The organism is Streptococcus sp. FSL W7-1342 (assembly GCF_037966635.1).
GTDB classification, from domain to species: Bacteria; Bacillota; Bacilli; order Lactobacillales; family Streptococcaceae; genus Streptococcus; species Streptococcus salivarius_D.
In genome coordinates this window covers 1,052,769-1,076,635 of sequence record NZ_CP150200.1, presented here as the reverse complement: position 1 = coordinate 1,076,635, position 23,867 = coordinate 1,052,769, and the positions used below count along the sequence as shown (strand labels likewise).

The 23,867-nt window shown below is 40.9% G+C and carries 25 protein-coding genes and 3 pseudogenes; 12 read left to right on the top strand and 16 right to left on the bottom strand.

All coding sequences use genetic code 11. The features are described 5' to 3' along the window. Positions 1 to 40 precede the first annotated feature (40 nt). From NSQ79_RS04770 to NSQ79_RS04760, 3 genes are all read left to right on the top strand, one after another. Positions 41 to 604 carry an ABC transporter ATP-binding protein gene (locus NSQ79_RS04770; RefSeq protein ID WP_339313966.1) on the top strand — a complete coding sequence of 188 codons (564 nt, stop codon included), beginning with the start codon at positions 41 to 43 and terminating at the stop codon, positions 602 to 604. Continuing rightward, the gene (locus NSQ79_RS04765; protein WP_339313964.1) at positions 597 to 1,295 is read left to right on the top strand and encodes an ABC transporter permease; all 699 of its coding nucleotides are present in this window, start codon (positions 597 to 599) and stop codon (positions 1,293 to 1,295) included. Before NSQ79_RS04770 ends, NSQ79_RS04765 begins: the two co-directional genes overlap by 8 nt. Before the next feature lie 81 nt (positions 1,296 to 1,376). After that, on the top strand, positions 1,377 to 2,717 hold the full coding sequence (locus tag NSQ79_RS04760) for an MATE family efflux transporter (protein WP_339313962.1): 1,341 nt from the start codon (positions 1,377 to 1,379) through the stop codon (positions 2,715 to 2,717). A 45-nt stretch (positions 2,718 to 2,762) separates the two neighbouring features. Here the strand turns inward: NSQ79_RS04760 and NSQ79_RS04755 are convergent, their stop codons facing one another. Then, positions 2,763 to 3,731, bottom strand: coding sequence for an ABC transporter substrate-binding protein (locus tag NSQ79_RS04755; protein WP_164332003.1), 969 nt, complete (start codon positions 3,729 to 3,731; stop codon positions 2,763 to 2,765). A gap of 128 nt (positions 3,732 to 3,859) precedes the next feature. Between NSQ79_RS04755 and NSQ79_RS04750 the strand changes: the two genes are divergently transcribed. Next, positions 3,860 to 4,801 (top strand): VWA domain-containing protein, encoded by a 942-nt coding sequence (locus NSQ79_RS04750; RefSeq protein ID WP_254594392.1) that lies wholly within the window; start codon positions 3,860 to 3,862, stop codon positions 4,799 to 4,801. 176 nt (positions 4,802 to 4,977) lie between these two features. Then, positions 4,978 to 5,613, top strand: coding sequence for an HAD hydrolase-like protein (locus NSQ79_RS04745; protein ID WP_164332004.1), 636 nt, complete (start codon positions 4,978 to 4,980; stop codon positions 5,611 to 5,613). Between the two features lie 62 nt (positions 5,614 to 5,675). On the opposite strand, the gene NSQ79_RS04740 is transcribed toward NSQ79_RS04745, so the two are convergent. Then, positions 5,676 to 6,440, bottom strand: coding sequence for a nucleoside phosphorylase (locus NSQ79_RS04740; protein ID WP_164332005.1), 765 nt, complete (start codon positions 6,438 to 6,440; stop codon positions 5,676 to 5,678). Between the two features lie 27 nt (positions 6,441 to 6,467). Further along, entirely contained in the window at positions 6,468 to 7,349 is an 882-nt protein-coding gene (locus NSQ79_RS04735) for a LysR family transcriptional regulator (RefSeq protein WP_339313959.1), read from the bottom strand. 117 nt (positions 7,350 to 7,466) lie between these two features. Here NSQ79_RS04735 and NSQ79_RS04730 point away from each other — a divergent pair, with 117 nt between their 5' ends. Then, positions 7,467 to 8,510: an aminotransferase class I/II-fold pyridoxal phosphate-dependent enzyme gene (locus NSQ79_RS04730; protein WP_081370417.1), complete on the top strand. Its 1,044-nt coding sequence runs from the start codon at positions 7,467 to 7,469 to the stop codon at positions 8,508 to 8,510. A 98-nt stretch (positions 8,511 to 8,608) separates the two neighbouring features. Here NSQ79_RS04730 and NSQ79_RS04725 read toward each other — a convergent pair whose 3' ends face one another. Genes NSQ79_RS04725 through NSQ79_RS04715 form a run of 3 tightly spaced genes read right to left on the bottom strand, consistent with a single transcriptional unit; the run spans position 8,609 to position 11,056 of the window. Next, positions 8,609 to 9,232 (bottom strand): TetR/AcrR family transcriptional regulator, encoded by a 624-nt coding sequence (locus NSQ79_RS04725; RefSeq protein WP_164332006.1) that lies wholly within the window; start codon positions 9,230 to 9,232, stop codon positions 8,609 to 8,611. Between the two features lie 23 nt (positions 9,233 to 9,255). Beyond that, on the bottom strand, positions 9,256 to 10,338 hold the full coding sequence (locus NSQ79_RS04720) for an ABC transporter permease (protein WP_164332007.1): 1,083 nt from the start codon (positions 10,336 to 10,338) through the stop codon (positions 9,256 to 9,258). A gap of 1 nt (position 10,339) precedes the next feature. Further along, positions 10,340 to 11,056: an ABC transporter ATP-binding protein gene (locus tag NSQ79_RS04715; RefSeq protein ID WP_037599909.1), complete on the bottom strand. Its 717-nt coding sequence runs from the start codon at positions 11,054 to 11,056 to the stop codon at positions 10,340 to 10,342. Positions 11,057 to 11,125: 69 nt separating this feature from the next. On the opposite strand from NSQ79_RS04715, the pseudogene NSQ79_RS04710 reads away from it, so the two are divergent. Further along, positions 11,126 to 11,371: pseudogene (locus NSQ79_RS04710) on the top strand (low temperature requirement protein A); the annotation flags it as partial. 50 nt (positions 11,372 to 11,421) lie between these two features. On the opposite strand, the gene NSQ79_RS04705 reads toward NSQ79_RS04710, so the two are convergent. Then, a complete protein-coding gene (locus NSQ79_RS04705; RefSeq protein ID WP_164332008.1) occupies positions 11,422 to 12,279 on the bottom strand; it encodes an alpha/beta hydrolase in 858 nt (285 codons plus the stop codon). 84 nt (positions 12,280 to 12,363) lie between these two features. Next, complete coding sequence (locus tag NSQ79_RS04700; RefSeq protein WP_164332009.1) at positions 12,364 to 13,335, bottom strand: alpha/beta hydrolase; 972 nt, start codon at positions 13,333 to 13,335, stop codon at positions 12,364 to 12,366. Between the two features lie 115 nt (positions 13,336 to 13,450). Between NSQ79_RS04700 and NSQ79_RS04695 the strand changes: the two genes are divergently transcribed. Further along, positions 13,451 to 14,314: a LysR family transcriptional regulator gene (locus tag NSQ79_RS04695; protein WP_049554287.1), complete on the top strand. Its 864-nt coding sequence runs from the start codon at positions 13,451 to 13,453 to the stop codon at positions 14,312 to 14,314. A 168-nt stretch (positions 14,315 to 14,482) separates the two neighbouring features. Here NSQ79_RS04695 and NSQ79_RS04690 read toward each other — a convergent pair. The 3 genes and pseudogenes from NSQ79_RS04690 to NSQ79_RS04680 all read right to left on the bottom strand — a co-directional run bounded on the left by NSQ79_RS04690 (position 14,483) and on the right by NSQ79_RS04680 (position 17,724). After that, a pseudogene (locus tag NSQ79_RS04690) lies at positions 14,483 to 15,519 on the bottom strand (alcohol dehydrogenase catalytic domain-containing protein). Positions 15,520 to 15,615: 96 nt separating this feature from the next. Next, positions 15,616 to 16,710 carry a ferrochelatase gene (gene hemH / locus NSQ79_RS04685; protein ID WP_045001710.1) on the bottom strand — a complete coding sequence of 365 codons (1,095 nt, stop codon included), beginning with the start codon at positions 16,708 to 16,710 and terminating at the stop codon, positions 15,616 to 15,618. 111 nt (positions 16,711 to 16,821) lie between these two features. Continuing rightward, a complete protein-coding gene (locus NSQ79_RS04680) occupies positions 16,822 to 17,724 on the bottom strand; it encodes a cation diffusion facilitator family transporter (protein ID WP_004182475.1) in 903 nt (300 codons plus the stop codon). Positions 17,725 to 17,856: 132 nt separating this feature from the next. On the opposite strand from NSQ79_RS04680, the gene NSQ79_RS04675 reads away from it, so the two are divergent. From NSQ79_RS04675 to NSQ79_RS04665, 3 genes are read left to right on the top strand one after another with little or no spacing between them, the layout of a single operon-like run. Further along, a complete protein-coding gene (locus NSQ79_RS04675; RefSeq protein ID WP_155222369.1) occupies positions 17,857 to 18,396 on the top strand; it encodes a TetR/AcrR family transcriptional regulator in 540 nt (179 codons plus the stop codon). A 15-nt stretch (positions 18,397 to 18,411) separates the two neighbouring features. Next, entirely contained in the window at positions 18,412 to 18,882 is a 471-nt protein-coding gene (locus NSQ79_RS04670) for an HXXEE domain-containing protein (protein WP_049527176.1), read from the top strand. A 35-nt stretch (positions 18,883 to 18,917) separates the two neighbouring features. Then, positions 18,918 to 19,265, top strand: a complete 348-nt coding sequence (locus NSQ79_RS04665) for a hypothetical protein (RefSeq protein WP_049527179.1) — start codon at positions 18,918 to 18,920, stop codon at positions 19,263 to 19,265. 196 nt (positions 19,266 to 19,461) lie between these two features. Here the strand turns inward: NSQ79_RS04665 and pnuC are convergent. Continuing rightward, positions 19,462 to 19,785, bottom strand: a pseudogene (gene pnuC, locus NSQ79_RS04660) (nicotinamide riboside transporter PnuC); the annotation flags it as partial. A 39-nt stretch (positions 19,786 to 19,824) separates the two neighbouring features. On the opposite strand from pnuC, the gene NSQ79_RS04655 reads away from it, so the two are divergent. After that, positions 19,825 to 20,451 carry an IS6 family transposase gene (locus tag NSQ79_RS04655; RefSeq protein WP_049554290.1) on the top strand — a complete coding sequence of 209 codons (627 nt, stop codon included), beginning with the start codon at positions 19,825 to 19,827 and terminating at the stop codon, positions 20,449 to 20,451. 155 nt (positions 20,452 to 20,606) lie between these two features. On the opposite strand, the gene NSQ79_RS04650 is transcribed toward NSQ79_RS04655, so the two are convergent. Genes NSQ79_RS04650 through NSQ79_RS04635 form a run of 4 tightly spaced genes read right to left on the bottom strand, consistent with a single transcriptional unit; the run spans position 20,607 to position 23,599 of the window. After that, positions 20,607 to 21,407, bottom strand: a complete 801-nt coding sequence (locus NSQ79_RS04650) for an ABC transporter ATP-binding protein (protein ID WP_003005192.1) — start codon at positions 21,405 to 21,407, stop codon at positions 20,607 to 20,609. Further along, the gene (locus tag NSQ79_RS04645) at positions 21,394 to 22,230 is read right to left on the bottom strand and encodes an ABC transporter ATP-binding protein (protein ID WP_049554291.1); all 837 of its coding nucleotides are present in this window, start codon (positions 22,228 to 22,230) and stop codon (positions 21,394 to 21,396) included. Before NSQ79_RS04645 ends, NSQ79_RS04650 begins: the two co-directional genes overlap by 14 nt. Beyond that, complete coding sequence (locus NSQ79_RS04640) at positions 22,206 to 22,997, bottom strand: energy-coupling factor transporter transmembrane component T (protein ID WP_004182467.1); 792 nt, start codon at positions 22,995 to 22,997, stop codon at positions 22,206 to 22,208. The genes NSQ79_RS04645 and NSQ79_RS04640 overlap by 25 nt, the downstream gene beginning before the upstream one ends. Continuing rightward, complete coding sequence (locus NSQ79_RS04635) at positions 22,997 to 23,599, bottom strand: ECF transporter S component (RefSeq protein ID WP_339313953.1); 603 nt, start codon at positions 23,597 to 23,599, stop codon at positions 22,997 to 22,999. The genes NSQ79_RS04640 and NSQ79_RS04635 overlap by 1 nt, the downstream gene beginning before the upstream one ends. Positions 23,600 to 23,867 lie beyond the last annotated feature (268 nt).

Here is a 23,867-nt window from a genome sequence, read left to right as displayed (position 1 = left end):
GGAACATCTTTGTTGCACTTGACTTGACAATTAGGGAAAGATGACAGTTTATAAGAACTTGCAATTCTTTGCTAAGTATCACAATGTGAGTTTAGATAAACTTGATGTTTTGTTGAAGGAACTGGAATTATTTGAAGATAAAGATAAGAAGGCAGAAAAACTATCAACTGGTATGAAACAGCGTATGCTTCTTATTCGGTCAATTTTGCATCATCCTAAAATTCTTTTTTTAGATGAACCTACATCGGGGTTGGACCCTGCTTTATCAAATAAAGTACATGATATTCTGTTGAATTTAAAAAATGAGGGAACAACAATATTTTTAACAACTCATGATATGAGTGAAGCTACTAAAATTTGTGACCGTATATCATTGTTGAATTCAGGTCATATATTAGAATATGGTTCTCCTCAAGAAATCATAGATAAATATAGTCAGCAAGATAAAGCTGTTATTCGTTTTAAAAATGGAGATTCGATAATGGTGTCTCAAGCAGAGGCTGCTAGATATTTGGGTGGTTCTGATGTAGCTAGTGTGCATACTTTAGAAAATACGCTTGAGGATATTTTTATAAAGATTTCGGAGGATTCAAAAAATGCATAGATTGATAGCACTTTTATGGTTGCGTTGGGAATACTTAATCAGTAATAAAGTTTTGTTGTTTGTATGTGTAGTTACACCGTTTATTGATTTTGCTATTTTACAAGCTATCCCTATGATTCATGGCGAAATGTATTTTTTAAACATTGGGCTTAGTTTGATTTATAGTATGACAGCTGGCACCTTTACTTCAATGATGATTTCTGAAGAAAAAGAGAAGAAGAATTTAAGAACATTGATATTGAGTGGTGTTACGAAATATAATTATATAATTTCTGTCATTTCATTTCCTTTTATTTTTTCTGTTTTATCGGCTTTGTTTATGCCTGTAATATTTGGAATAGCTATTCCAAGTTGGTTAACTTATTTTGTTGTAGTAGTATTGACTACGTTAGCATTTATTCTGTTGAATTTATCAATAGGATTGTTTTCTAAGACTCAAACTCACACAACATTATTTAGTATGATTGTCTTGATTATTGCTACTTTTTTACCTATGCTTTCATCTGATATGAGCAATAAAATTATGAGCTACATCACGAGATTTTCTTTTATAGGAGCTAACACAGAATATTTTATAAAACTTGAAAAATTTCAAATATTTGAGTCAAGTGTGTTTGCTTTAATTTGTTGGGTAGTTATACTTATCTTTATTTCAAATTTTGCATTTAAATGGAATGCCCGTGAGCATTGATTTATATCATTTCTTTCGAAAGTCATCCTAGGATGGCTTTTTGTCATTGTTTCACAATTACAATCTTGTTATAATAGTTCTATGAAAAATTCGTCAGTTGATCTTTTACGAGGCCCTATTTTGCGGTCTCTTTTAATCTTTGCCCTACCAATTCTGATATCCAATATTTTCCAGCAACTCTATAATACTGCGGATGTCATGATTGTAGGACGCTTTCTAGGTCCAGATGCCTTGGCTGCTGTAGGAGCTTCTTCTGCTATTTTTGATTTGGTTATCGGATTTGCCTTAGGTGTTGGAAATGGTATGGGGGTTGTTATCGCACGTTATTATGGTGCGCAAGACTATAGGAAACTTCGTCAGTCTGTGGCGGCCACAGTTGTCATCGGTCTGGGCCTAAGTGCCTTGGTTATGATTCTAGGACATTTCGGACTCTATCCTTTACTAAGATTTTTAGGAACACCTGCTTCTATCATTGGGCAGTCCTACCAGTATATTTCTATGATTGTCTCCTGTGTTGGGGTTACTTTGGGTTATAATCTGTGTGCAGGTCTCCTCAGAGCGGTTGGTGATAGTCTGACAGCCCTCTATTTTCTGATATTTTCAGCTCTGGTCAATATCGTTTTAGACCTTTTCTTTATTACTCAACTCCATCTTGGTGTTCAATCAGCAGGTTTAGCAACTATTATTTCTCAAGGGATTTCCGCAATTCTCTGTCTTTACTATATTAAGAAAAAAGTGACCTTCCTTCTACCAAGCAAGTCAGATTTTGTTCTTGATTCAAGTCTTTATTTGGACCTTTTTGGACAAGGAATGGCCATGGGACTCATGAACTCCATTGTTTCTATTGGGACTGTGACCTTACAGTATGCCATTAACGGCTTTGGTCCTCTCATCATTAGTGCTCAAGTGGCGGCAAGACGGATTATGTCCTTTGCTGTTCTCCCTTTGACTTCACTTGCTGCCGGGGTGACTACTTTCACCTCTCAGAACTTCGGTGCCAAACAGTTTAAGCGCATAGTAGCTGGGTTAAAGCAATCTTGTCTTGTTTCTATAACTTGGTCTGTCATTGCTTGTGCCCTCCTCTATGTAGCAAGCCCCTTCTTGGCTGGTCTTATCTCCGGTTCAGATAATGCTGTGATTATTGATAATGCTAGTCGCTACCTCCGTATCAGTTCTCTCTTTTATCCTATTTTAGGAATGCTCTTCATCTTTAGAAATAGCCTGCAAGGTCTTGGTAAGAAACTGACACCTTTAACCTCAAGTTTTATTGAGCTTTTTGGAAAAATTCTCTTTGTTCTTTTGGTCATTCCTTCTATGCGCTACCTTGGCGTTATCCTATGCGAGCCCTTGATTTGGATTCCCATGACCATTCAGCTCTATTTTGCCTTGAGAAAACATATTAAACGTTTGTTTGTCAGTTAAACTTACTTTGAACATAGAAAAACGACCCTACCGGTCGTTTTTAGTTTAATTTAATCCCCATTCATCAGAAATCTGTTTCATAATAGCTTCTTGGGAGACAATCCCAAAGCCCAGCATGTAGGTTGAGTAGTCAGCATAGATGACCTTGTTATTTTGAACAGCCTTTAAGCTAGTCCAGACAGGGGTATTCTTAAGTTTATTATCTAGGAGTTCTTGAGAATCTGCTTGAACAATCAGGAGATCCGGATTAATGTCTTTTAGTTTATCTGGATCGATAACTTGTAACATATCATCTGGATTGAAGGTTTCCGCTCGATTGAAATGATAGGTATCATAGAGATAACCAAAATGCCCGTAAGCATAATAACGGATGTCATTGTCAGTCACGCGCAGATACATCAGTTTCTGGTTGCCAAACTTGGCTTTGACATTCTCCGCGAAAACGGCCTCCCTAGCATCCAATCTATCGAGATCCTTCTTCATCTCATCACGTTTATCAAAGATTTCTGCCACCTTAAGAGAGGTTTCATGATAGTCCCAATTTTCATCGGTGTTGATTTGGTAGCCAACAGTCGGTGCAATTTCAGACAGCTCATCATAGAGGTCTTCCTGCTCGCCTGTCATAAGGATTAAATCAGGTTTTAACTCAGCAATCTTATCCAAATCTGGATTACCCTGCCAACCAACTGAAACCACTTTGGCATCCTTGTATTGTTTCTTAAAGAGGGTTGAAAATTCTTGACTATCAGCTTGACCAGTTGTCGCCCCTACTGGAGTGATATCTAAAGGATTCAAGATTTCACCATAGAGGTTGTCGAGGATAACAATACGTTTAGGAACTTTTTTCAACTTTGTCGTACCAAAATCATGAACAATCGTCTTCTCCTTAAAAGTCTGACTTGTTTGATTTGACTCTGCATTATGTCCAGACGTCATGTCTGGCAAGTAATATAGTAAAAGACCAGATATGATGGCCAGAATAGCTAATAAATAAAGAAGATTTGTTTTTTTCATGGCAACTCCTCGATAAGATCGGATTAAATCGTTACTTTAAAGTTATCTTAAAACTTCTTTAATGTCAATCTATGACTAAGATTTTTGGGAAGGAATTGAGTGTTTTTGATTCCTAAGATGTATTATATGTGGCAACAACGACTGAAACGGTCAATAAAACGACTGTTGTCGAGGTTGTTAAAGAGGCTGATGTGGTGAATCGCCAAGAAGTCAAGGGAACTACTGACATCGTCTTTATTGTCGATAAATCTGGTTCAATGGACAGCCATATCACTGACGTAGCTAATAACATTGAAAAATTTGTGCGTGATTTGGAATCTAAAAATGTGCAAGCACGTCTTGGTTTGGTTGACTATGAATCAAGCAAAAACACAACTTACCATGATTTCGGAGGTTCTAAATTCACCACGGATACGAACGCTTTTGTTGGTAAATTAAAAGCCATCCGTACTACTGGCTCAGACGAGGAAGCAACAACAGCATTATCACATATTGCAACTTCACCTGATTATACTTGGGGAACTGGAAAGAACAATCGTCGCTTCGCCTTCTTGGTCACTGACGAAGATATAGACCTTACTCCCAAAACACCAACTAAAGATGCTACACTAAAAGCCCTTCAAGATGCTGGGATTTCTTTGACCGTAGTTGGTAAGAAATATGATGAAAAAGACTTTGACCCATTGGTAAAAGGAACGAATGGTCTCTACCTCGATATCGATAAAGATTTCGCCGATCTTTTGAACAAACAATTCTCAAACTACGTGATTGAAACTGTTCAAGAAGGACGTGTTTATCGTATTCAAACGGATACTTACGAAGTCATTGCAACGACTCACTTGGTTACTAAAGCAACTAACCAGCCTGAAACGGTGCAACCAGCAACACCAACTGTTCCAGGAAATGTATACTACGTTGAGGGTACGGTCTACGAGGCACCAACGCCATTGCAAGCAACACATAAAGAACTCCCAGAAACAGGTTCTAGCCAATCTGCAGCACTAGTTTCACTTGGTCTTATCAGTGCGGCACTTGGCCTAGGCATGGCAGTCAAACCAAAACGTAACTAACTCCTCGTTTGAGTTAAACACTTAATTATTGTACCCCGTGATTTACATCCCAAAAGCTTAATTTTGGGGTGTTTTTGGATTGGTAGGATGATATTTTATACGCCTAGCTGTTTTAATCTAATTATTTCCCGCCTATCATGATATAATAAACCAACGACACTATATTGGAGAATTCTATGACACTCACACACATTTTTTTCGACCTTGATGGTACCCTCGTTGATAGTTCTGAAGGAATCCACAATGGTTTTGTTCAAACCTTTGAAAGACTAGGCCTTCCTGTTCCTAGTGATCAGAAAATTCGCACCTTTATGGGACCACCTCTCGAGGTAACCTTTAAAGAAGAGGTTAGTGAAGAAAGTGCTGACCAAGCCGTAAAAATTTATCGTGACTATTATGAGACTAAAGGACAATTGGAGGCTCACCTCTATGATGGTATAAAAGAAATCCTTCAACAACTTAGTCAAGATCCTAGCAAAAAAATCTTTATTACAACTTCAAAAAATGAACCTATTGCTCTAGAGATGTGCAAACACCTTGGAATTACTGAATATTTTGATGGCATTTATGGTTCTACTCCTACTGCCTTTCATAAGGCTGATGTCTTGCGGCGTGCCATTACTGAAAATAAAGCACCTAAAGACCAGTCCGTCATTGTTGGTGATACCAAGTTCGACTTGATTGGTGGAAAAACCGTTGGCATCAAAACAATAGCGGTGACCTGGGGATTTGGGAAAAACGAAACTCTTTTGGCAGAAAATCCTGATTTTATAGCTGATACCACCCAAGAACTTTGCGATATTTTGAAATAATAATTTAACAGACGAAAAGGGCACGATTATATAGTCATGCTCTTTTTTCTATTGAATCAAAATTACATCTGAACAATGATATCTAGACAAAGCTCCAAAGCCTTATCAAAAGCCTCTGAGCCCCAATCTCGTTGATCGTAATTGTCAATATCCGCAAGGGAATCTGCCGTAAAGAGAAGTAAGCCCCAAATAGCTCCACGAAGTTGAGCAACTGCTGCTAGTGCAGCACATTCCATCTCTACAACGCTACAGCCCTCTTCAATACGATAGGAAATCTTGTCTGGTGTCTCCCTATAAAAGCCATCTGTCGACCAGGTCATGACCTCTTTATAGGGGATTTTCTTTTGCTTTAAAGTTTTCTCAATGGCTCCAAGAGCTTTTTCATTCATGTCTATATAGCGAGATGGCGCAACATAGTGGTAACTTGCACCTTCATCTCGCAAAGCTCTCGTCGGAATCAAAAAAACATTCTCTGGCATGTCAACCAAGACGCCACAAGTTCCAGTTGATATGATTTGCTTTACGCCATAACCAATTAGCCAATCCATAAATTGTGCAGCTGCAGCTGAGCCAACTGGAGCTTGAGCCAAACAAATTTCCTTCCCATTGTAATTCATGACATAAACAGGATAGGTTTTGGTGGCAGAGACAAATTCGCCAACTTTTTCAGCGCCAACTGATATCGCATAGCGTTCTACTTCTTCCTCTAAAAAGCCGTAAACACACCTAGCCGGCAAGTCCAAACCTAAATCCTCATGGGTTGGCATAATCACAGCCTGAGGATTGTCATCAAACTCTAAAATTGGGATTTCATGTTTATGTATCATACTCTCTCCTAATATGCTAATAACAGATTATTTCAACAAATCTTTCAACCAATAATCAATGCAATCCATAAATCGTTGGATAGCTGGGGAAGTTTTTTCTTTTTTAGGGAGAGCAATTCCCAGTGAAACAAAATGTTTCGGACTAAGAGGAACTTGCACCACTTCTTCTTTCCAGTCTCTTGCAATCATAGCTTGGTTAAAGCTGACTCCCAAGCCAGCCTTAACCATCTGATAGGTCGTAAAGCCGTCTTTGGTTGTAAATCGTGTTTGCAGGTCAAGACCTTCTTGTTTGATTAAGCGGTCTTGATCCGTATCTTGACCAGGTAAGGTATGGATAAAATCTTCAGTTTCCAGATCCTTAATCTTGTAAGTCTTCTGATTGGCTTTGGGATGATTTTTCGGCAACCAAGCCACCAAGGGGTCTCGATACAATTCTTTCCAACTGTACTCTCCACTATCCTGAGGCTCCGCGCACAGACAAATATCGACAGATTTCTCGGCTAGCCATTTGGCAATCTCCTTATTACCACCTTCTAACAGAGTAATCTGAATGGATGGATAGGTTTCGGAAAAAGTCTTTAGGAGACTAGGCATCCACATGGAGGACACGCTAAAGTAGCAGCCAATTGTGATGGAACCTCTGACTACTCCTTTAATTTCCTCACTGACTTGCGTAGCTACTTGATTGGCATCAACAATCTCCCTGAAATAGGGAATCATCAACTTGCCATTTTCCGTTAAGCGAACGCCCTTTTTGTTGCGGATAAAGATTGGAAAGTCCAACTCTTCCTCTAAACTTGAAATCATTCTCGTAATTCCTGACTGGGTATAGTTCAGGTGTTCAGCTGCTGCTGAAAAAGAACCGGTCTCACTAGCAACTAAAACAGCCTGACATTTACTGGCATCCATAAACTGCTCCTCTCTATCCATTACATTATATCATAGATGTGATGAGTATTCGCCATTTGTGTTATATCAAAAAGTATTTTAAACTTATAGCATCAACAAAGAAAGAGAAACATTCAAATGAAGACACAACTGAATTTTGCCAATGACTATTTACAAGGAGCACACCCTAACATTCTCAAACGTATGATGGAAACCAACCAAGTGGAAATGACAGGTTACGGGACAGATCCGATTACCAAGAGTGCCATTGAACAGATTCGAGAGGCCTGTGACTGTCTCCAAGCAGAAGTTCGCTTTCTTATGGGCGGGACCCAATCCAATCAAATCATGATCGATAGCCTCCTTCAATCTTATCAAGGAGTGATCGCAGCGAAAACTGGGCATGTCAGTGTGCACGAGGCTGGGGCCATCGAGTTTGGCGGCCACAAGGTTCTAGAACTCGATACAGCAGACGGTAAATTGACCGCCCAACAAATTAAAGAAACTATTGAAGATTATTGGGCAGATGGCAATCACGAACACATGGTCATGCCAGGCATGGTCTACATCTCACAACCGACTGAGCTTGGAACACTTTATTCAAGAGAAGAATTGGAAGCTATTGCTCAAGTCTGCAGAAAGCACGATGTTAAGCTTTTTGTCGATGGAGCACGTCTAGCCTATGCTCTGGCTTGTCCTGAAAATGATGTGACTCTAGCTGACCTCGCCCAGCTCTGTGATGCTTTTTACATCGGTGGCACCAAGTGCGGGGCCATGTTTGGAGAGGCGGTGGTCATTCCTAATCCTCGTCTCCTTCCTCATATGACCACCATCATCAAGCAACATGGCGCTCTCTTAGCCAAAGGCAGACTGTTAGGCATCCAATTTGACGAATTGTTCAAAAACCATCTATATAACACTATCGGCCATGATGCGATTACTTATGCTAATCAGATCCGTCAAGCTTGTAAAAGAGCAGGACTTCCTCTCTATTTTGAAAATCCGACCAACCAGATCTTTTGTTTGGTGACAAAAGAGCAGATGGAAAAACTCTCTGAGAAAGTGGTCTACTCCTTCTGGGAAAAGTATGATGACGAACTGACTGTCATTCGCTTTGCGACCTCATGGTCCACTCAAAAGGAAGATGTGGAGGCACTGTGTCAGGTGATTGAAGGATTATAATTAAAATTATAAATCCAACAAAAAAAGACATGAATCTGCTTTAGATAGAAACATGTCTTTTTGTATGCTACTTTAAGAAATATGATTGCAGTCAGGTTTTATTTCCACAAACCACCTAAAATCTGTTTTTCTAATAAGTCAAGGTCTTCTTCTCTTATGTCACCTTTGTCGCCAACGATATAGAGTTGGGCAAAGTAGCCCAATAAGGGACCCACACATATACGAACCATTTGTGGAATCGTTAATTCAGGATTCACTCGTGAATCTTTTATCAATTCCTTGTGGAGTCTTAAGAGTTTATCTTGGAGAGTATTCCAAATATAAAGTTGTTCCTTTCTCAGTTTCTTATTTGAAAAAATTTCCTGAAGAATAATTTTCATCAAAGCGCGATTCGTTTTGAGATAGGCCATACGATTTTGGACCAGATAATGCACCTTTTCTTCAGTCGTTTCTAAGGCTAAAAGTTCTTCAAAAAAACGACCGAAAAGTCCTGGAACAACAGGGTGCAAAATAGCCGTTAATAAATCTTCTTTGGTCTTGAAATACTTGAAGAGCGTTGCTTGGCTAAGTCCCGCATGTTTGGCAATTTGTAAGGTGGAGGTCCCATTGTAACTCTTAGTAGAAATTAAATCGACCGCCGCCTGCATGATTTTTTTCTTTCCCTTTGGATAGTCTGCACCCTTTAGATAAGCTTCAAACGACTCAAAAACACTCTCACTCATTTTCATCCTCGTATATTTATATTTTATACTTTACGGTAACGACGCAAGCCGACAATATTGAGAGCTGTCAAAGCGACAAGGAAGACTAGTAGAACACCAATATTTGGTAAAATATCTCCAAGTCCACGTCCGTAAAGAATAATCTGACTCATCGCATCACCTGAGTAGGTCAAAGGCAAGAATTTCCCTAGCGTTTTTGCCCAGTCTCCCATTGAATCAAGTGGAATGATTCCTGAGAAAAAGAGTTGCGGCATAATCACAAGAGGAATAAATTGCATCATCTGGAATTCTGATTTTGCCAAGGTAGACAAGAGAATTCCGAAGGCTAGTGCCACCAGAGCCAGTACCACATTAACTATTATAACATTTAACAGGCTTCCGACAACTTCAATGTTCAACAACCAGATGGCTGCTAGAACAACTACTCCTGTCTGCAGTATGGCAATAAGGCCGTAAGACAACATATAGCCGTAAACAATTTCCGAACGTTTAACTGGGGTTGCCAACAAACGATCTAGGGTTCCGCTAGTACGTTCTTTCAAGAGTGCCATCCCTGAAATCAAAAAGACAAAGAAGAAAACGACGAACCCAAGCAAAACAGGAATCATTTTAGCAAAGAAGCCGGTGTCCTCGTTACCATACTCATAAGATTCCTTAATTTCAGGAGATTTTACCTTTAGTTGTAATTGTGGAAGGGATTGCTTCACACGGGCTAATAATTGATTGGTGTCTTCACTGGCAATACTGGTGCGTAATACTTGTCGGGTCACCGAAGTTTTAGAGGCATCTGTATTAGCATAGGCTACATGATATTCCCCATCCTTATAAGAGATAACTGCATCTACTTTTTCATCGTTTAAAGCCTCTTTGGCTTTATCCAAGTCTTTGTAGGTTTTGACACTGACATGTTCTAAGTCGTCCATCTTACTTACCAAACTACTTGGCACATCTTGTGTCGCTAGCTTAACAGTCACCGTTGTACTAGCCGAAAACATGAGGTTCATCAGCCACATAATAAAGACTGGTGCCACAAACATTAGGGCCAGTGTCCGTTTGTCACGAAGCAATTCTTTGATGACTTTTTTTGCAATGGCAATGGTTCTCATTTCATTCTCCTTCTGCTTTCAAAAAGACTTCTTCAATACTTGAAACACCATAAGATTCTTTTAGCTTGGATGGTGTATCAAAGGCAATGATTTTTCCACCTAATAGTAGTCCGACCTTATCCGTCAGCTCTGCTTCATCCATGACATGGGTTGTAACCAAGATTCCTACACCATTGTCTCTGAGCGCCATCAACTCTTTCCAAATTTTCTTTCGAAGAGAAGGGTCAATCCCAACTGTCGGTTCGTCCAATATCAAGAGTTGAGGATTTCCTAAAAGTGCTATGGCTAGTGACAAACGTCTTTTCATCCCTCCTGAATAACCAGATACAGCCTTGTTTAAGTGATCTGTCAAATCTACCACTTGAGCTACATGGGCAATTTCAGATGACAAGTCTTTCTTAGAAAGTCCTTTGAGCTTACCGAAAAATTGCAAATTTTCCTGACCTGATAAGGCATCATATAAGGCATCTGACTGAGCCATGTAGCCAATATCTCCTAGAATATGACGATTGGGCATGGTATTTTCTAAGACTAAAGCAATACCGCTATCTGCCTTTTCCATTCCTAACATGGTTTTAATCATGGTTGATTTACCAGCACCTGAGGGACCGATTAGACCAATGATTTCCCCAGACTGTAATTCAAAACCAACGTGGTTTAACACCAGTTGTTGACCAAAAGATTTTTGTAAATCTTGTAAATGTAGCAATGTTTTCATATGCATCCTCCTTAGTGAGTATTTACTCACTTTTGATTACAAATGACATTATAGTGAGTGAACACTCACTTGTCAAGCGGAAAATTTAATTTTTTTCAGAAAAACAAGAGCTACCTTCGCTATAATAAGACATTTTATGGTATCCAAGCAGGAATCTTCCTTTTCGGACTGGCTCTCTCCCTTCTTTTTTCAGCCAATCCTACTACTGTCATCTCCATCGCAACTGTGATGACCTTAGCAATGGAAATTCATTTTACGCATTTTTATATAACCCGAACCAAGAAATTCTCAACTCTGGATTGGGATTTGTATTAAAAAAATTCTAGTAGACATCCTCTACTAGAATTTTTTGTTTTCTTATAAACTCATTTGCCCCACAAGAAAGCAATCATCGGCCCATCAACTAAAGCTGTTTCATGAAGTTTACTGTGTTGGCCATCTGGACCTGAGATTTCCTTTTCTTGAATGGATTTGACATGTCCTTTAAGCAGGTAGCCCAAAGATTGACTAGACAAATTGGTCACGCGCTCATCACTCCCTTTACCTGTATTCCCATAGATGTTAAGAACTTCAACCTGACCTTGAGGATAGTGATTTCCAAGAGACAAGAGCTCTTGAAAGGACTCTGTCATGCTAGATGGTTTTCCTTCGTCATCTAGTGTGATATTTTCCGGTTCATCCATACCGATGATTCCGTTAAAGTGACCAGCAATATCCACTTGTTTGACCAGTTTAGGTAGACTCGTATCACTGCCGTGTTGGAGCATATAGTAGACGATGGCCATATTCCCGTATGAGTGAGCAACCATATTCATCTCCTTAATTCTATAAGTATCTTGGAGAGCTTTGACAACAGCGTAGGCATAGTTGCCCTGATCCTGAGTGCTAGCTCCTCGATTATTGTCAAAATTGACTAGGACAATCGGATTGACAGCATCTCTAGGAATGGTTCCTTTTAGAGTGACTGTCCCATCCTCAGCTACCTTAGCTTCGATGATTGTCTGAGTAACGCCAGCTTTTTTAGCCGCATTAGCCATATGTCTTTCCGCACGACTGCTTGAGCCCCAACCATGGAAAAAAATGGTCGGACGGCTTGATTGAATAAATGTTTTTCTTGCTTCTGCTTTTACGGCCTGCGCTTGGTTTTGGTGAATATAATACCAACTGCCTGCACAAACAAGGGCAAGCATTGCAAGAATACCAAAAAACATCTTTTTAATCATAAACACCTTTCTGATTTACTTTATGAATAAGTTAGATGATCATCAACTCTTTAACTAGCAAATCTGATTACGTGCTCCTTCATCTTACATATTTTCCTTTAGGAAGCGTTCCATCTCTTCAAATGGAATCACATCCAACTGGTCGTAAAGGTCTGTGTGACTAGCTCCTTCGACCGTAATCAATTTTTTATTATCGCCTGTGAGTTTTTCAAAGGCATCTTTTCCCATGTAATAAGAATGTGCTTTGTCACCATGAATTACGAGTACAGCATTTCGAATTTCATCTGTGTAATAGAGGAAACGGGTATTTGCAAAGCTTGTATTGCCCTGAACAGCCCAACCATCGTTAGAATTGAGACTGCGCGCGTGGTAACCACGAGGTTGTTTGTAATAATAAAAATAATCTTTCACAAAGTATGGGGCATCTTCTGGTAATACATCAGGCACCCCACCTGCTAGTTGCATTTGACCTGTTTGGGCATCCAAGGTCCGTTGATTGGCCAATGCCAAACGTGCTTGGTAACGAGCTTCTTCATTGTCCTGATCATCAAAGTAGCCATTCCCTGCAATACGAGACATGTCATACATGGTTGATACGACAGTCACCTTGATACGAGGATCGATGGCAGCTGCATTCAGGGCAATACCACCCCAGCCACAGATACCGATAATCCCGATACGGTCGGCATCCACCTGATCATGAGTCGCTAGATAGTCGACAGCCGCTTGGTAGTCTTCTGTATTCACATCCGGTGAGTTGATATAACGTGGGTAACCACCTGATTCACCAGTATAAGAAGGATCAAAAGCAATGGTCAGATAGCCACGTTTCGCCATTTCCTGAGCATAAAGTCCAGAAGATTGTTCTTTCACCGCTCCAAACGGACCAGACACTGCGAGAGCTGGTAGTTTTCCAGTCACCCCTTTTGGTTGATAAAGATCTGCTACTAGAGTGATGCCAAAGTGATTGGTAAAGGTAACCTTTTTATGTTCCACTTCCTCGCTGAGTTCGAAAGTCTTATCCCATTCTTGTGTGAAATTCATTGTTTCAGTCATTTGCTTTCTCTTTTCTTTATTGATGAGTCTATTATAGCTCTTCTGAGTAATATACCCCAATATCTATTTTATATAACTACTATGCCTAAAAAGCATGCTATGTTATACTAGAGATATGGATATTCGGATTTTACATTACTTTGTCACCATCGCTCAGGAGAAAAATATCACTCGAGCTGCTGAACGCCTACTCATTACCCAGCCAACCCTATCTCGCCAGCTCAAAGAGTTGGAAGAAGAATTAGGTGTTTCTCTGTTTCATCGGGCTAATCGAGAGATGACACTAACAGAAGATGGCCAGTATCTTTATAATCGGGCACAAGAAATTTTACAATTAGTCAGTAAAACAGAGGAAAATCTGACCCGAAAAGGCGAGATTGGAGGAGACCTTTATATAGGAACAGCTGAAACAGCTAGTTTCGATTTTGTAGCGGATGCCTGTCGTAGTTTGTTAGAAATCTACCCTCAAATACGTCTCAACTTTTACGATGATAATGCAGATAGTCTTTATGAGAAGCTGGACAAAGGAACTCTTGATTTCGCACTTGTATTCACACATGCTATCCCAGCGAAATACAAGATGATTCAACTTCCTAGAAAAGACCAGTGGGGTGTTTTGGTCCCTAAGAATCATCCTTTGACAAAGCTCGAACAAGTCACAGTAGAGGAAATTGTGAGCTATCCGCTCATTGTCTCTAATCAATCCGACATTGACAAATCAGCTTTTGCTAACTATGACTATAAAGTAGTTGCTACTTATAATCTTCTCTATACTGCAAGTCGTCTGGTTCAAGCAGGTCTTGGCATCGCTCTGTGTCTTGACGGAATTGTAGATCATCCTGAACTGGTTTTTCTTCCCTGTACTAACCAAGGTGATGAAGGTTACTATCTTATCTGGAAAGACAGACACGATCAAACCGCTACAGAAAAAGCCTTTTTAGAAGAAATTGAAGCGCAACTTTATGAAATAGAAAATTAATCTCACTTCTATCGAAGCAAGCATCAAACCTTATCCCAGCCCTCGTAATCCCTACGAGAGGCTTTTTTTATCTTTTGTTTTAGAAATTCTATTATCTTCTTTACAGCATAGAAAAAGGCCTGGAAATACAACTATCTGTTGCATCTCCAAGCCTTTTGTAGAACTGAACTAATCCATCACAATAATAGACTTAATAGACTTACGTTCATCCATATCTTTATAAGCCTGATTAATCTCATCCAAGCTGTAGCTATTAGTAAAGACGCGTCCTGGATTGATATCGCCATCAAGAACCGCTTTTAACAAAACTTGTTTGTCATAGGTGGTAACTGAAGCTGCTCCACCTGCCACCGAAATGTTTTGGGCAAAGGTCGAACCTAAAGCACGGTTATTGTAATGAGGAACGCCGACAAAACCTAAACGCCCGCCATTATGGAGAACACCGAGAGCTTGGTCGACGGCTGCTTCAGTACCCACACATTCGAGAGCTGCATCTGCTCCACCACCGAGAATTTCTCGCACCTTGGCAATGCCTTCTTCACCACGTTCAGCTACGACTGCTGTCGCGCCTGACTCCAAGGCCATCTGTTGACGGTCTTCGTGACGGCTCATAAGGACAATTTGTGAGGCACCACGCATTTTGGCTGCGATAACCGCACATTGACCAACAGCTCCATCCCCGATAACGACTACCTTATCACCTTTTTGCACATTAGCAACACGCGCTGCATGGTAACCGGTCGGCATGACATCAGCAAGAGTTAAAAGTGACTTAAGCATGCCTTCGCTGTAATCTGAAGGTTGACCTGGAATTTTCACAAGTGCCCAATTAGCAAAATGGAAACGGATATACTCAGCCTGGACGCCACCAGACCAGTTGTTGCCGATATGGCGGTCACAAGTCCCATCATAACCGGCACGACAGGCATCACACTCTCCACAACCGTGTGTGAAAGGCGCGATGACAAAGTCTCCTGGCTTAACCGTTGTAATGGACTCACCGATTCTTCGACGATTCCGATAGCCTCATGACCACTATTTCTGTGCCCCTCTTCAATGTCTGGATTACGGTAACTCCAGAGGTCGGAACCACAAACGCAAGTACGGACAACACGAATAATGGCATCATCTGGCGCCTCAATTTGCGGACGGTCAATTTCTGCCAGACCAACCTGATCAGCTTTAGTATAAATTGCTGATTTCATATATCTACCTCTATTTCTTTAGTTACTGTTAGTATACACTTTTAATTAAGCTCTGGCTCAAATCAAGCCATCCAAATCACTTTCAAACAATAGCAACTAATCATATTTTTTCCCATACTTCTTTTCTAGCATTTTCTTAATCAAATAGGGCATTTTGACATTTTCGCGGCCTTTCTTGGCAATTAACTTCTTCACAAAATCTGGCATTTGGATATCATTCTCTTCTTCCAAAATCTGACTCGTACTTGATGGAGCTTCTAACTCATCAAAGGTCTCCAGCTGAGGTTGATAGTCACTATAGTCACCGTCTATATGAGACTGAATTGTCGAAAGAAGTGCCTTGATTAAACGAGGATCGCTATTTGGCATAGGAGGTCTGTGATAGGCTACACCTAGCTCTTGGCAAAGCTCCTTACATTCCACATCATTGTCAAAAAGAACCTCAATATGCTCACTAATAAAGGCAATCGGAACAAAAATATAGTGGTCAGGATGCTCCTTCTCATTACGAAGGTATTCTAAGACATCCGGCTTAATCCAAGGAATACCAATATCACTCTCACTCTGCCAAGTATTGGTGTACTGCTCCTCTTCAAGCCCTAAAATCTCCGCAATCAAGCGACTATTGTCATAAATCTGGTCGATATAGGGGTCACCAAAATCCAGTGCCAAAACTGGGACACTGTGAGCTGAAAAAATCACCTTATAGCTATCGTCTCCAATCTGATCTAAAATCTTTTGGATCTCATCAGCCCAATAGTGAAGTAGAGAAGGTTCCCGGTACCAATCCTTGATAATTTGGAACTTAATTTGATTACTTTCTAAAAATTTTTCATAGCCCATAACAGAATAGTAGGAATAATGGGGCTCTAGGATCAAACACAAACACTCTTCAATTCCGTCATTCTCCATCTCTTTAATCGCATCTATGATGAAAGGTCGGGAAAATTTATTTGCAAAGTAGACCGACACTTGTTCTCCAAGAGCGGAAGCAACCAAGTCAACTTCTTTCTTTGTTATCCTTTGGAGCGGCGTTCCACCGATTCGTAGGTAATGGTCATATAAGGTCTGAATTTCATGTGGTTCGGGACGAACTCCACGTCGTATATTTGTGAAAAATTCTGCTACTCCTTCATAGGTAATCTCTTCTGGGGACCCAAAAGTCATCATCAATACAGCTCTTTTACTCATAATTACTCCTTGTTCCACGTTTGTTCTATTTTATCATGAAAAGGCTTACTTTAGTTAACTAAGTATCAAAAAAACCCTAGAGACAAACTCTAAGAGTTTAAATAACGTTTCTTAATGATGGTGACCATGTCTATGATTTTGACCCACTTCCCACTCCTCTATATTGCGCTTGTGGGCACGGTGGGTCGCTAGGTCTTCATCAACCTCAATGGTAACGTTTTGAAAGCCACAGTCTTTAAGCAAGGTGCGGATAGACTCTTTACAGACTTCCATGTGGTTGACATGCTCTAGACAAACATGGACAATGGCGTTCTTTTCCAAACCATCCATGGTCCAGAGATTAAGCTGATTGATACTAGCCACATGGTCCAACTGCTCCAAATCACTCTTCACTTGCTGGATATCTACTCCTTCTGGCACGGCATCCAGGAAAATCCTGAGCGTGCTCCAAAAACGTGGAATGGCTTTGGACAGAATAAAGATGGAAATGGCAAGAGATAAGAGCGGATCCAGGATATACCAGTCGGTAAATCGAAGAACAATGGCCATTAGGATGACAGCCAACCAACCCAAGGTATCTTCTAGAAAATGCAGGCTGAGAATAGATTCATTCTTGGTTTGCCCTTTGCGAATGACGAGGCTCGCTAGCACATTGATGCTGACTGCAATGATTCCAAGCCAGAGAATGCCCTCATCGTTGACAGGTTGTGGATGAAAGAGTTTCGTTATATTTTCCAAAATAACTAAAACGGAGCCTGTCATGAGAATCACAGCCGTTACCATGGCCCCTAAAAGGCTAAAGCGCTTGTAGCCCAAGGTATAGTGGCTGTCTTCTTCACGATTGGAAATACTCTCCAAAAAGGCGGAGATCCCAATAGCAATCGCATCACCCAAGTCATGGACCGAATCCGCAAGGACCGCACTGGACCCAAAAATTCCTCCTGCAATAAACTCAACAATGGCATAACTCAAATTCAAGAAAAAAGCTACCCAGACCGCATGTTTTGTCTTCATAATCCTAAATCCTCTGGTATAATAGATTCATGAACATCATGTTCATTATCATTATCTAACATTCACAACAGAAAGGATAGGGGCAAACCGTTTAGGGTGTACGTTACTGAACAGTTTGTTCAAATTGTCCATATGACTGCTCAGGATCGTCGTATTACTAAGACTCGAAAAGCCATCTATAATGCTTTTTTACAACTACTCAATCAAAAAGACTACGAGGCCATCACGGTTCAGGAAATCATAGACCTTGCTGATGTGGGGCGATCGACCTTTTACAGCCATTACGAGAGTAAGGAGTTACTACTGGATGAACTCTGTCAAAAGCTCTTTCACCATCTCTTTGAGCGTGCTGAACACCTCTCACCACAAGACTATCTGGCCCATATCTTTCAGCATTTCAAGAAAAATCAAGACCATGTGACCAGTCTCTTGCTCTCTAAAAATGATTATTTCATCCGGCAACTACGAAAAGAACTAGAGCATGACGTCTATCCAATGGTAGCTGACGAACTGATTAAGGCCCATCCAACTCTCCCTCACTCCTACCTCAAACACCTGGTCGTCAGCCATTTCATCGAAACTCTCAGCTGGTGGTTGAAGAAAGGTAAAAATTATAGCGAACAAGAAGTGATCCAGTTTTATTTGGAGATTTTAAAAGTGGGTTCCAACTAGAAAGGCGTGTCTTCAATGTCCATCGTGCAATTTTATTTTCTTTTTCCAGCCCTATTCATGCTTCACGAACTTGAAGAAATCGTTTGGATGCCATCCTTTATCAAAAAAATATCACCCCAGTATCCAAACAATCAAATCCTTTCTTATTACACACCTTTTGCTTTCAATACCATTGTCTTGGAGCAATTTCTGATCCTAATGACGTCGCTATATCTTAGTTACCAGTTTAACAACTATAGCATTTACGCAAGCACCATAATCGCTTATATCTACCATGTCTTAGGACATCTGATTCAGACAATCGTTATTCGAAAATATGTGCCTGGATTGTTGACGGGAATTCTAACGAGTTTGTTTACTCTATGCAATATCAAAAATGAATTTCCAATTATACTTTATGGTTACTCTCTATTTACCTTATTGGTTATCGTTTTAAATCTTGTAGTATCATTTATGATTCTTAATAAAATCAGTCATAAAAAATAGCATTCAGGCAATCATATTTAAGAAAGGAAACATCTATGTCGCTTTATCTCATCTTTAGCATCATCACAGTCTTCTTAGCCCTTGCTTTTGTCCTGATTCATCTTGCTGCAGCTGTATCAGCTATTCTAAAAGGCAAAAAAAGCTTAGGAACTGGATTTATCATAATTGGTGCCATTCTTGGTATCTTAGCCCTTCTCCTTGTTATGGTTAATCGTACCTTAGCATTTTATATATGGCTATTTGCTAGCTCGACAATTTGCGGGGGCGCCCTCCTGAATGGTCAAAATAACAAAAATTTCAACAAATCACACCACCAAATTCGTTTTGTAATTGACTTGATTATTACTTTTTTGCTATATGTTTGGCTCTATCTATTCCAATAACATGTAATTCTCATTTCTATAATACAATACAAAAAGGCCTAGAGTACCAATCTAGGTCTTTTTAAGGATTTAGGTAAACGTACATTACTATCTTTATTCTAAATGTGATAAGCATCGTCACTAGCTTCTACATAAGAGAAATAAACTCAAAAAGAGGACCCTACTGGATCCTCTTATTAATTGATAAACATAAGTACTAAGCTTTCTTAGCTGCCTTACTCCATTGGTACCAACCAACGAGACTGTTGATAAGGTAAATGAAACCAAAGGTTAACCACCAAAGTATACTAATTGATAGGTACTTGGTCCATCCAACCGTATCCAATTTACGAGCAACAAATTCCTGCTGTTCTTTTTTGAATTGGGCTTGATAAATCCAAACCAAGAGACCAATCGGCTGCATGATGGTGAAATAGAGAGTTGTCAAAACCTCACCGTAGAAGCCTTTTTGAAGGGCAAGCACAAGATAAATGACGGAATTGATCAAACCAAAGAGATAGTTACTGGCACGACCTTCAGCTTCTCAAAGAGCAGAAAAAAGGTTAGTAAGGCTTGAGAGATGAATCATTTTAAAGGCAAACAATTCCAACAAGACGTCATCATTGTCGCTGTTGGTTATTACCTACGTTACAATCTGAGCTATCGTGAAGTTCAGGAATTGCTTTATGACCGTGGAATAAATGTTTGTCACACTACGATTTATCGGTGGGTTCAAGAATACAGTATAATCCTCTATCATCTCTGGAAAAAGAAAAATAAACAGTCCTTCTATTCGTGGAAAATGGATGAAACCTATATCAAAATTAAGGGGCGTTGGCATTATCTCTATCGAGCGATTGATGCGGACGGTTTAACATTGGATATCTGGTTACAAAAGAAACGAGATACTCAGGCGGCGTATGCTTTCTTAAAGCGACTCCATAAACAATTTGGACAACCTAGAGTCATCGTAACAGATAAAGCACCCCCTATAGGATCTGCATTTAGAAAGTTACAGAGAAACGGATTATACACCAAAACAGAAAATCGAACTGTGAAGTATCTGAACAATTTAATAGAACAAGATCATAGGCCAATTAAGCGACGGAATAAATTTTATCGAAGTCTCCGGACTGCCTCATCCACGATTAAGGGGATGGAGACCATTCGAGGAATATATAAAAAGAACCGAAGAAATGGTATATGATTATGACCATGAAACAAAGTAAAATCAAACCGAGTGATCTGAGGAAGCACCCGATGATCATGAAACGATATTAAACACAAAAGTCACCCATGTGAGTTCTTGCCAGAAGCTGAAGTTAATCCTTCAACCTGGAAAACCCGCAGAGGTGACTTTTTCTATACATCTCGATTTTTCTGGTAATAATCATTAACCGATAAATATGTCTGTGAATCACCCAGCGACTCCGCTATGTCCATAATCCGCGGTGGTAGTAATCCCACTCGCTGGACAAGTTCGTGATCGCTGAACAATTCCCGTGGACTGCCGGCGAAGCCAAACTTCCCGTGTTCCATAACATACACCGACTCAAACTCGGCGGCGACCCAATCCATGTCATGGGTGATGGTCACAACTTGGTGGCCCGAATCAGCCAACTGATGGAAAATTGCGGTCAACTTGCGCCGGCTTTCCCAATCAAGCGACATCATCGGCTCATCAAATAAATAAATCGCCGGATCCACTGCCAAAACTGTGGCAACGCTCAACAGCTTGCGTTCCGACAATGACAGGTCATATGGACTTTCAGCTGTTTTATCATCCAAGCCAACTCTTTTTAGAGCCGCTAAAGCCCGCCTCGTAATCGTGTCGTGGTCATCCATGACCTGCGCGACACTCCACTCCACCTCTCGTTGAACGGTCGGGTTGAAAAGCTGATCGTCAGGATTCTGAAAAGTAATCCCAACCTTCAGTAACTTTTCGACTGGTTTAAGATCATTAAAATTTTCTCCATCGATCTTAATCACACCGGTTTGTGGTGTCAGCAAGCCCGTCAACAATTTGAAGAGCGTTGATTTGCCGGCACCATTTTGGCCGACAATCGCCACCATCGGATCGGCGAAGTGTTTGTCTTCAACATCCAAGCTAAAGGACCGTTCCGGATAAGTGAACGTCAGGTGGTTCAGTTCAATTGTGGACATAAAAAACCTCCTTCAGTTCAGCGTCATTCACCGGATACCGGCCATCAGCCAAGTGCCAATCCATTTTTTGAGCAAGTTGCTGGATTGTCGAGGCTGGAATCTGCCAGTCAGCTGCCAAATGATTAAACACCTCACCCGGCCTGCCCTGGGCTACCATTTGACCCTCATGCAGCACCCACACAACGTCGGCGACTTCGCACAAATCGTCAATTTCACTGGTGACAATGAAGACAGTCGTCTCTTTGACTTGGGCCAGCCATTGGAAAAATTGTCGGCGGCCAAGGGGATCCATCTGACTGGTCGGATCATCCATAATCAAAACAGCCGGGTTAGCCACAATCGCCGTGGCAATTGCCAACCGCTGGCTCTGACCACCGGAAAGGCTCTCGGGACGCAAATTCAGCTGTTCAATCAGCCCCATTTGCGTGGCAACTTCTTCAACCCGTTTTTGAATCAGTCCTTCAGCCATTCCCTGATTAATCAAGTCAAAGGCGATTTCATCGGCAACCGTGTCTGCCAACCCGCTTAGTTGGCCAGCTGGATTTTGCAGTACAACTCCATTCATGGCATTATAAACGGGCCAATTGTCGGACACTCGCTGGCCAAACATGTGCCAGTCGCCCTCAATCTCAGCAGACACAATTTTGGGAATGACCCCTGCTAGCACATGGCACAAAGTCGATTTGCCGGAGTGGCTATTCCCGATAATCCCAACCACCTGGCCGGTATGAACCTCCGCGTTAATCTGACGCAGTTGTGGTTGCTCAGTACCCGGATAACGGGTAGTCAAATTTTCAATTACAATCCGTTTATCTTCGTCCATATCTTCCACCCAATCAATAAAATTGCCAATCCAGTCAGACCAATGTGCAGCGTCCGCGACAGGCGATACACGCGCTGGGAGGTTCTGACAGTCCGATTGAGATTATCAAAACCTCTCAGTTGGAGAGAAATCGACCGCGTCATCGATTGATCCAAGGTCTTAATCACCAATGGAATTAGAACCGGCAGGACTGACTTTAATTTCTGAATCAACGTTTTTTGCGGATTGGTTCCGCGAACTTTTTGTGCCTGCTGGATTTTCCGCATATTGCGCATCATTTCCGGCAAAATATAACACACCGACATCAGAACGTAGACGGTTTTATAAGACAATCCGGACAGTTCCAAATAGGCCGCGTTTTCTGAAATACTCGTGGTCACCATAAAAAAGCCACTGGTCAAAATAATCACCAATACTCGACAACCCAGAGTGGTGGCGTAAATCAGGCCTTCTTTGTAGAACGACACCCCAAGCACAGAAAACAGCACAGTTTGATTCCGACTGTAAAATAACCCCTGGATGATCAGCATGGTGCAAATCAGAAACAGACTGAATCCCAACGCCTTAAAGATGGTAGAACTCAATTTGGAAAATAACAATAGCAGTGTTGCGACAAGAATTAATCCGGCCTGAAGCAATAAATTCATACTGGCAAAGCTCAACAACGTCATGTCCAAGATGAACAAGAGCTTAGTAATCGGATCGATCACCTGGTACCACTTGAGCTTGACCCGTGGCGCTCCAGAAATCAATGTTTGATCAGTCATCATTTATCACCGCTAAAGAAGTGCACCATCCGCTTCGGCAGCTGACGATAGATGAAGAATGCCAGGTAGGCCACGCAGACTTTATCCAAAATATCCAAGACAAACTCATCGGTAAATGAGGCCAGCCACACCGGTGCATGATTGGCGACCATTACCGCAAACAATGAGTCACCCCAAGCGATACCGGTCTGACCACCCCAAAAGATGACGTTGAATGGCGTTGAAATGACAGCTGAAACGAAGGCAATAATAATAGCAGAAACAAATACTCGTCGCGCTGACGAGAACCACCCATTGGCGTGCAAAACTCCGACAGCAATCCCAATTCCGATGCTGGTAATCGCATACACGGTTGAAATTGGCGATAAGGTCAGCCCATAGATCACGTTGTTGATGAAACCACTGATGGCACCGGCAACCGGCCCAGCCAACATGCTGGCAAGAAAGGTTCCCAAAGACCCCAGCCAAACGGGTAACTTTAACCCCTCCGCCAAGGCTTTGGCAACATAGTTAATCCCCACGGCAGCGGGAATCAAAGTCATGGTGGCAGCACTTAACTTAAATTTCCACATACTAGTACGATGAATCGGTTCTGTTTTCATAATCTTCTCCTTTTGTTTTTAAAGAGCCGTGTCAGGAATGACTTTCGGACGCAACGCTCTATAGAATAGTTATTAGAACCATATAGTCACTTTACCATACCATCCGTAGTCGACATGAGTTAATATAGTAAAATTACTATTTTTAAAAGTTCATAGTCTTATAATACGCTTATTTTCAAAATTGTCAAGTCTTTTCTGAAAATTCTTTAAAAAATGTTGTGAAATTTAAAATGCCTAGCTGAGCTAGACATCTTTCGACTGAGATTTT

Bases quoted from the DNA above. Each gene is read 5' to 3' on its own strand.
- NSQ79_RS04770 (WP_339313966.1), top strand. From the start codon at position 41: ATGACAGTTTATAAGAACTTGCAATTCTTTGCTAAGTATCACAATGTG.
- NSQ79_RS04765 (WP_339313964.1), top strand. From the start codon at position 597: ATGCATAGATTGATAGCACTTTTATGGTTGCGTTGGGAATACTTAATC.
- NSQ79_RS04760 (WP_339313962.1), top strand. From the start codon at position 1,377: ATGAAAAATTCGTCAGTTGATCTTTTACGAGGCCCTATTTTGCGGTCT.
- NSQ79_RS04755 (WP_164332003.1), bottom strand. From the start codon at position 3,731: ATGAAAAAAACAAATCTTCTTTATTTATTAGCTATTCTGGCCATCATA.
- NSQ79_RS04745 (WP_164332004.1), top strand. From the start codon at position 4,978: ATGACACTCACACACATTTTTTTCGACCTTGATGGTACCCTCGTTGAT.
- NSQ79_RS04740 (WP_164332005.1), bottom strand. From the start codon at position 6,440: ATGATACATAAACATGAAATCCCAATTTTAGAGTTTGATGACAATCCT.
- NSQ79_RS04735 (WP_339313959.1), bottom strand. From the start codon at position 7,349: ATGGATGCCAGTAAATGTCAGGCTGTTTTAGTTGCTAGTGAGACCGGT.
- NSQ79_RS04730 (WP_081370417.1), top strand. From the start codon at position 7,467: ATGAAGACACAACTGAATTTTGCCAATGACTATTTACAAGGAGCACAC.
- NSQ79_RS04725 (WP_164332006.1), bottom strand. From the start codon at position 9,232: ATGAGTGAGAGTGTTTTTGAGTCGTTTGAAGCTTATCTAAAGGGTGCA.
- NSQ79_RS04720 (WP_164332007.1), bottom strand. From the start codon at position 10,338: ATGAGAACCATTGCCATTGCAAAAAAAGTCATCAAAGAATTGCTTCGT.
- NSQ79_RS04715 (WP_037599909.1), bottom strand. From the start codon at position 11,056: ATGAAAACATTGCTACATTTACAAGATTTACAAAAATCTTTTGGTCAA.
- NSQ79_RS04705 (WP_164332008.1), bottom strand. From the start codon at position 12,279: ATGATTAAAAAGATGTTTTTTGGTATTCTTGCAATGCTTGCCCTTGTT.
- NSQ79_RS04700 (WP_164332009.1), bottom strand. From the start codon at position 13,335: ATGACTGAAACAATGAATTTCACACAAGAATGGGATAAGACTTTCGAA.
- NSQ79_RS04695 (WP_049554287.1), top strand. From the start codon at position 13,451: ATGGATATTCGGATTTTACATTACTTTGTCACCATCGCTCAGGAGAAA.
- hemH (WP_045001710.1), bottom strand. From the start codon at position 16,710: ATGAGTAAAAGAGCTGTATTGATGATGACTTTTGGGTCCCCAGAAGAG.
- NSQ79_RS04680 (WP_004182475.1), bottom strand. From the start codon at position 17,724: ATGAAGACAAAACATGCGGTCTGGGTAGCTTTTTTCTTGAATTTGAGT.
- NSQ79_RS04675 (WP_155222369.1), top strand. From the start codon at position 17,857: ATGACTGCTCAGGATCGTCGTATTACTAAGACTCGAAAAGCCATCTAT.
- NSQ79_RS04670 (WP_049527176.1), top strand. From the start codon at position 18,412: ATGTCCATCGTGCAATTTTATTTTCTTTTTCCAGCCCTATTCATGCTT.
- NSQ79_RS04665 (WP_049527179.1), top strand. From the start codon at position 18,918: ATGTCGCTTTATCTCATCTTTAGCATCATCACAGTCTTCTTAGCCCTT.
- NSQ79_RS04655 (WP_049554290.1), top strand. From the start codon at position 19,825: ATGAATCATTTTAAAGGCAAACAATTCCAACAAGACGTCATCATTGTC.
- NSQ79_RS04650 (WP_003005192.1), bottom strand. From the start codon at position 21,407: ATGTCCACAATTGAACTGAACCACCTGACGTTCACTTATCCGGAACGG.
- NSQ79_RS04645 (WP_049554291.1), bottom strand. From the start codon at position 22,230: ATGGACGAAGATAAACGGATTGTAATTGAAAATTTGACTACCCGTTAT.
- NSQ79_RS04640 (WP_004182467.1), bottom strand. From the start codon at position 22,997: ATGACTGATCAAACATTGATTTCTGGAGCGCCACGGGTCAAGCTCAAG.
- NSQ79_RS04635 (WP_339313953.1), bottom strand. From the start codon at position 23,599: ATGAAAACAGAACCGATTCATCGTACTAGTATGTGGAAATTTAAGTTA.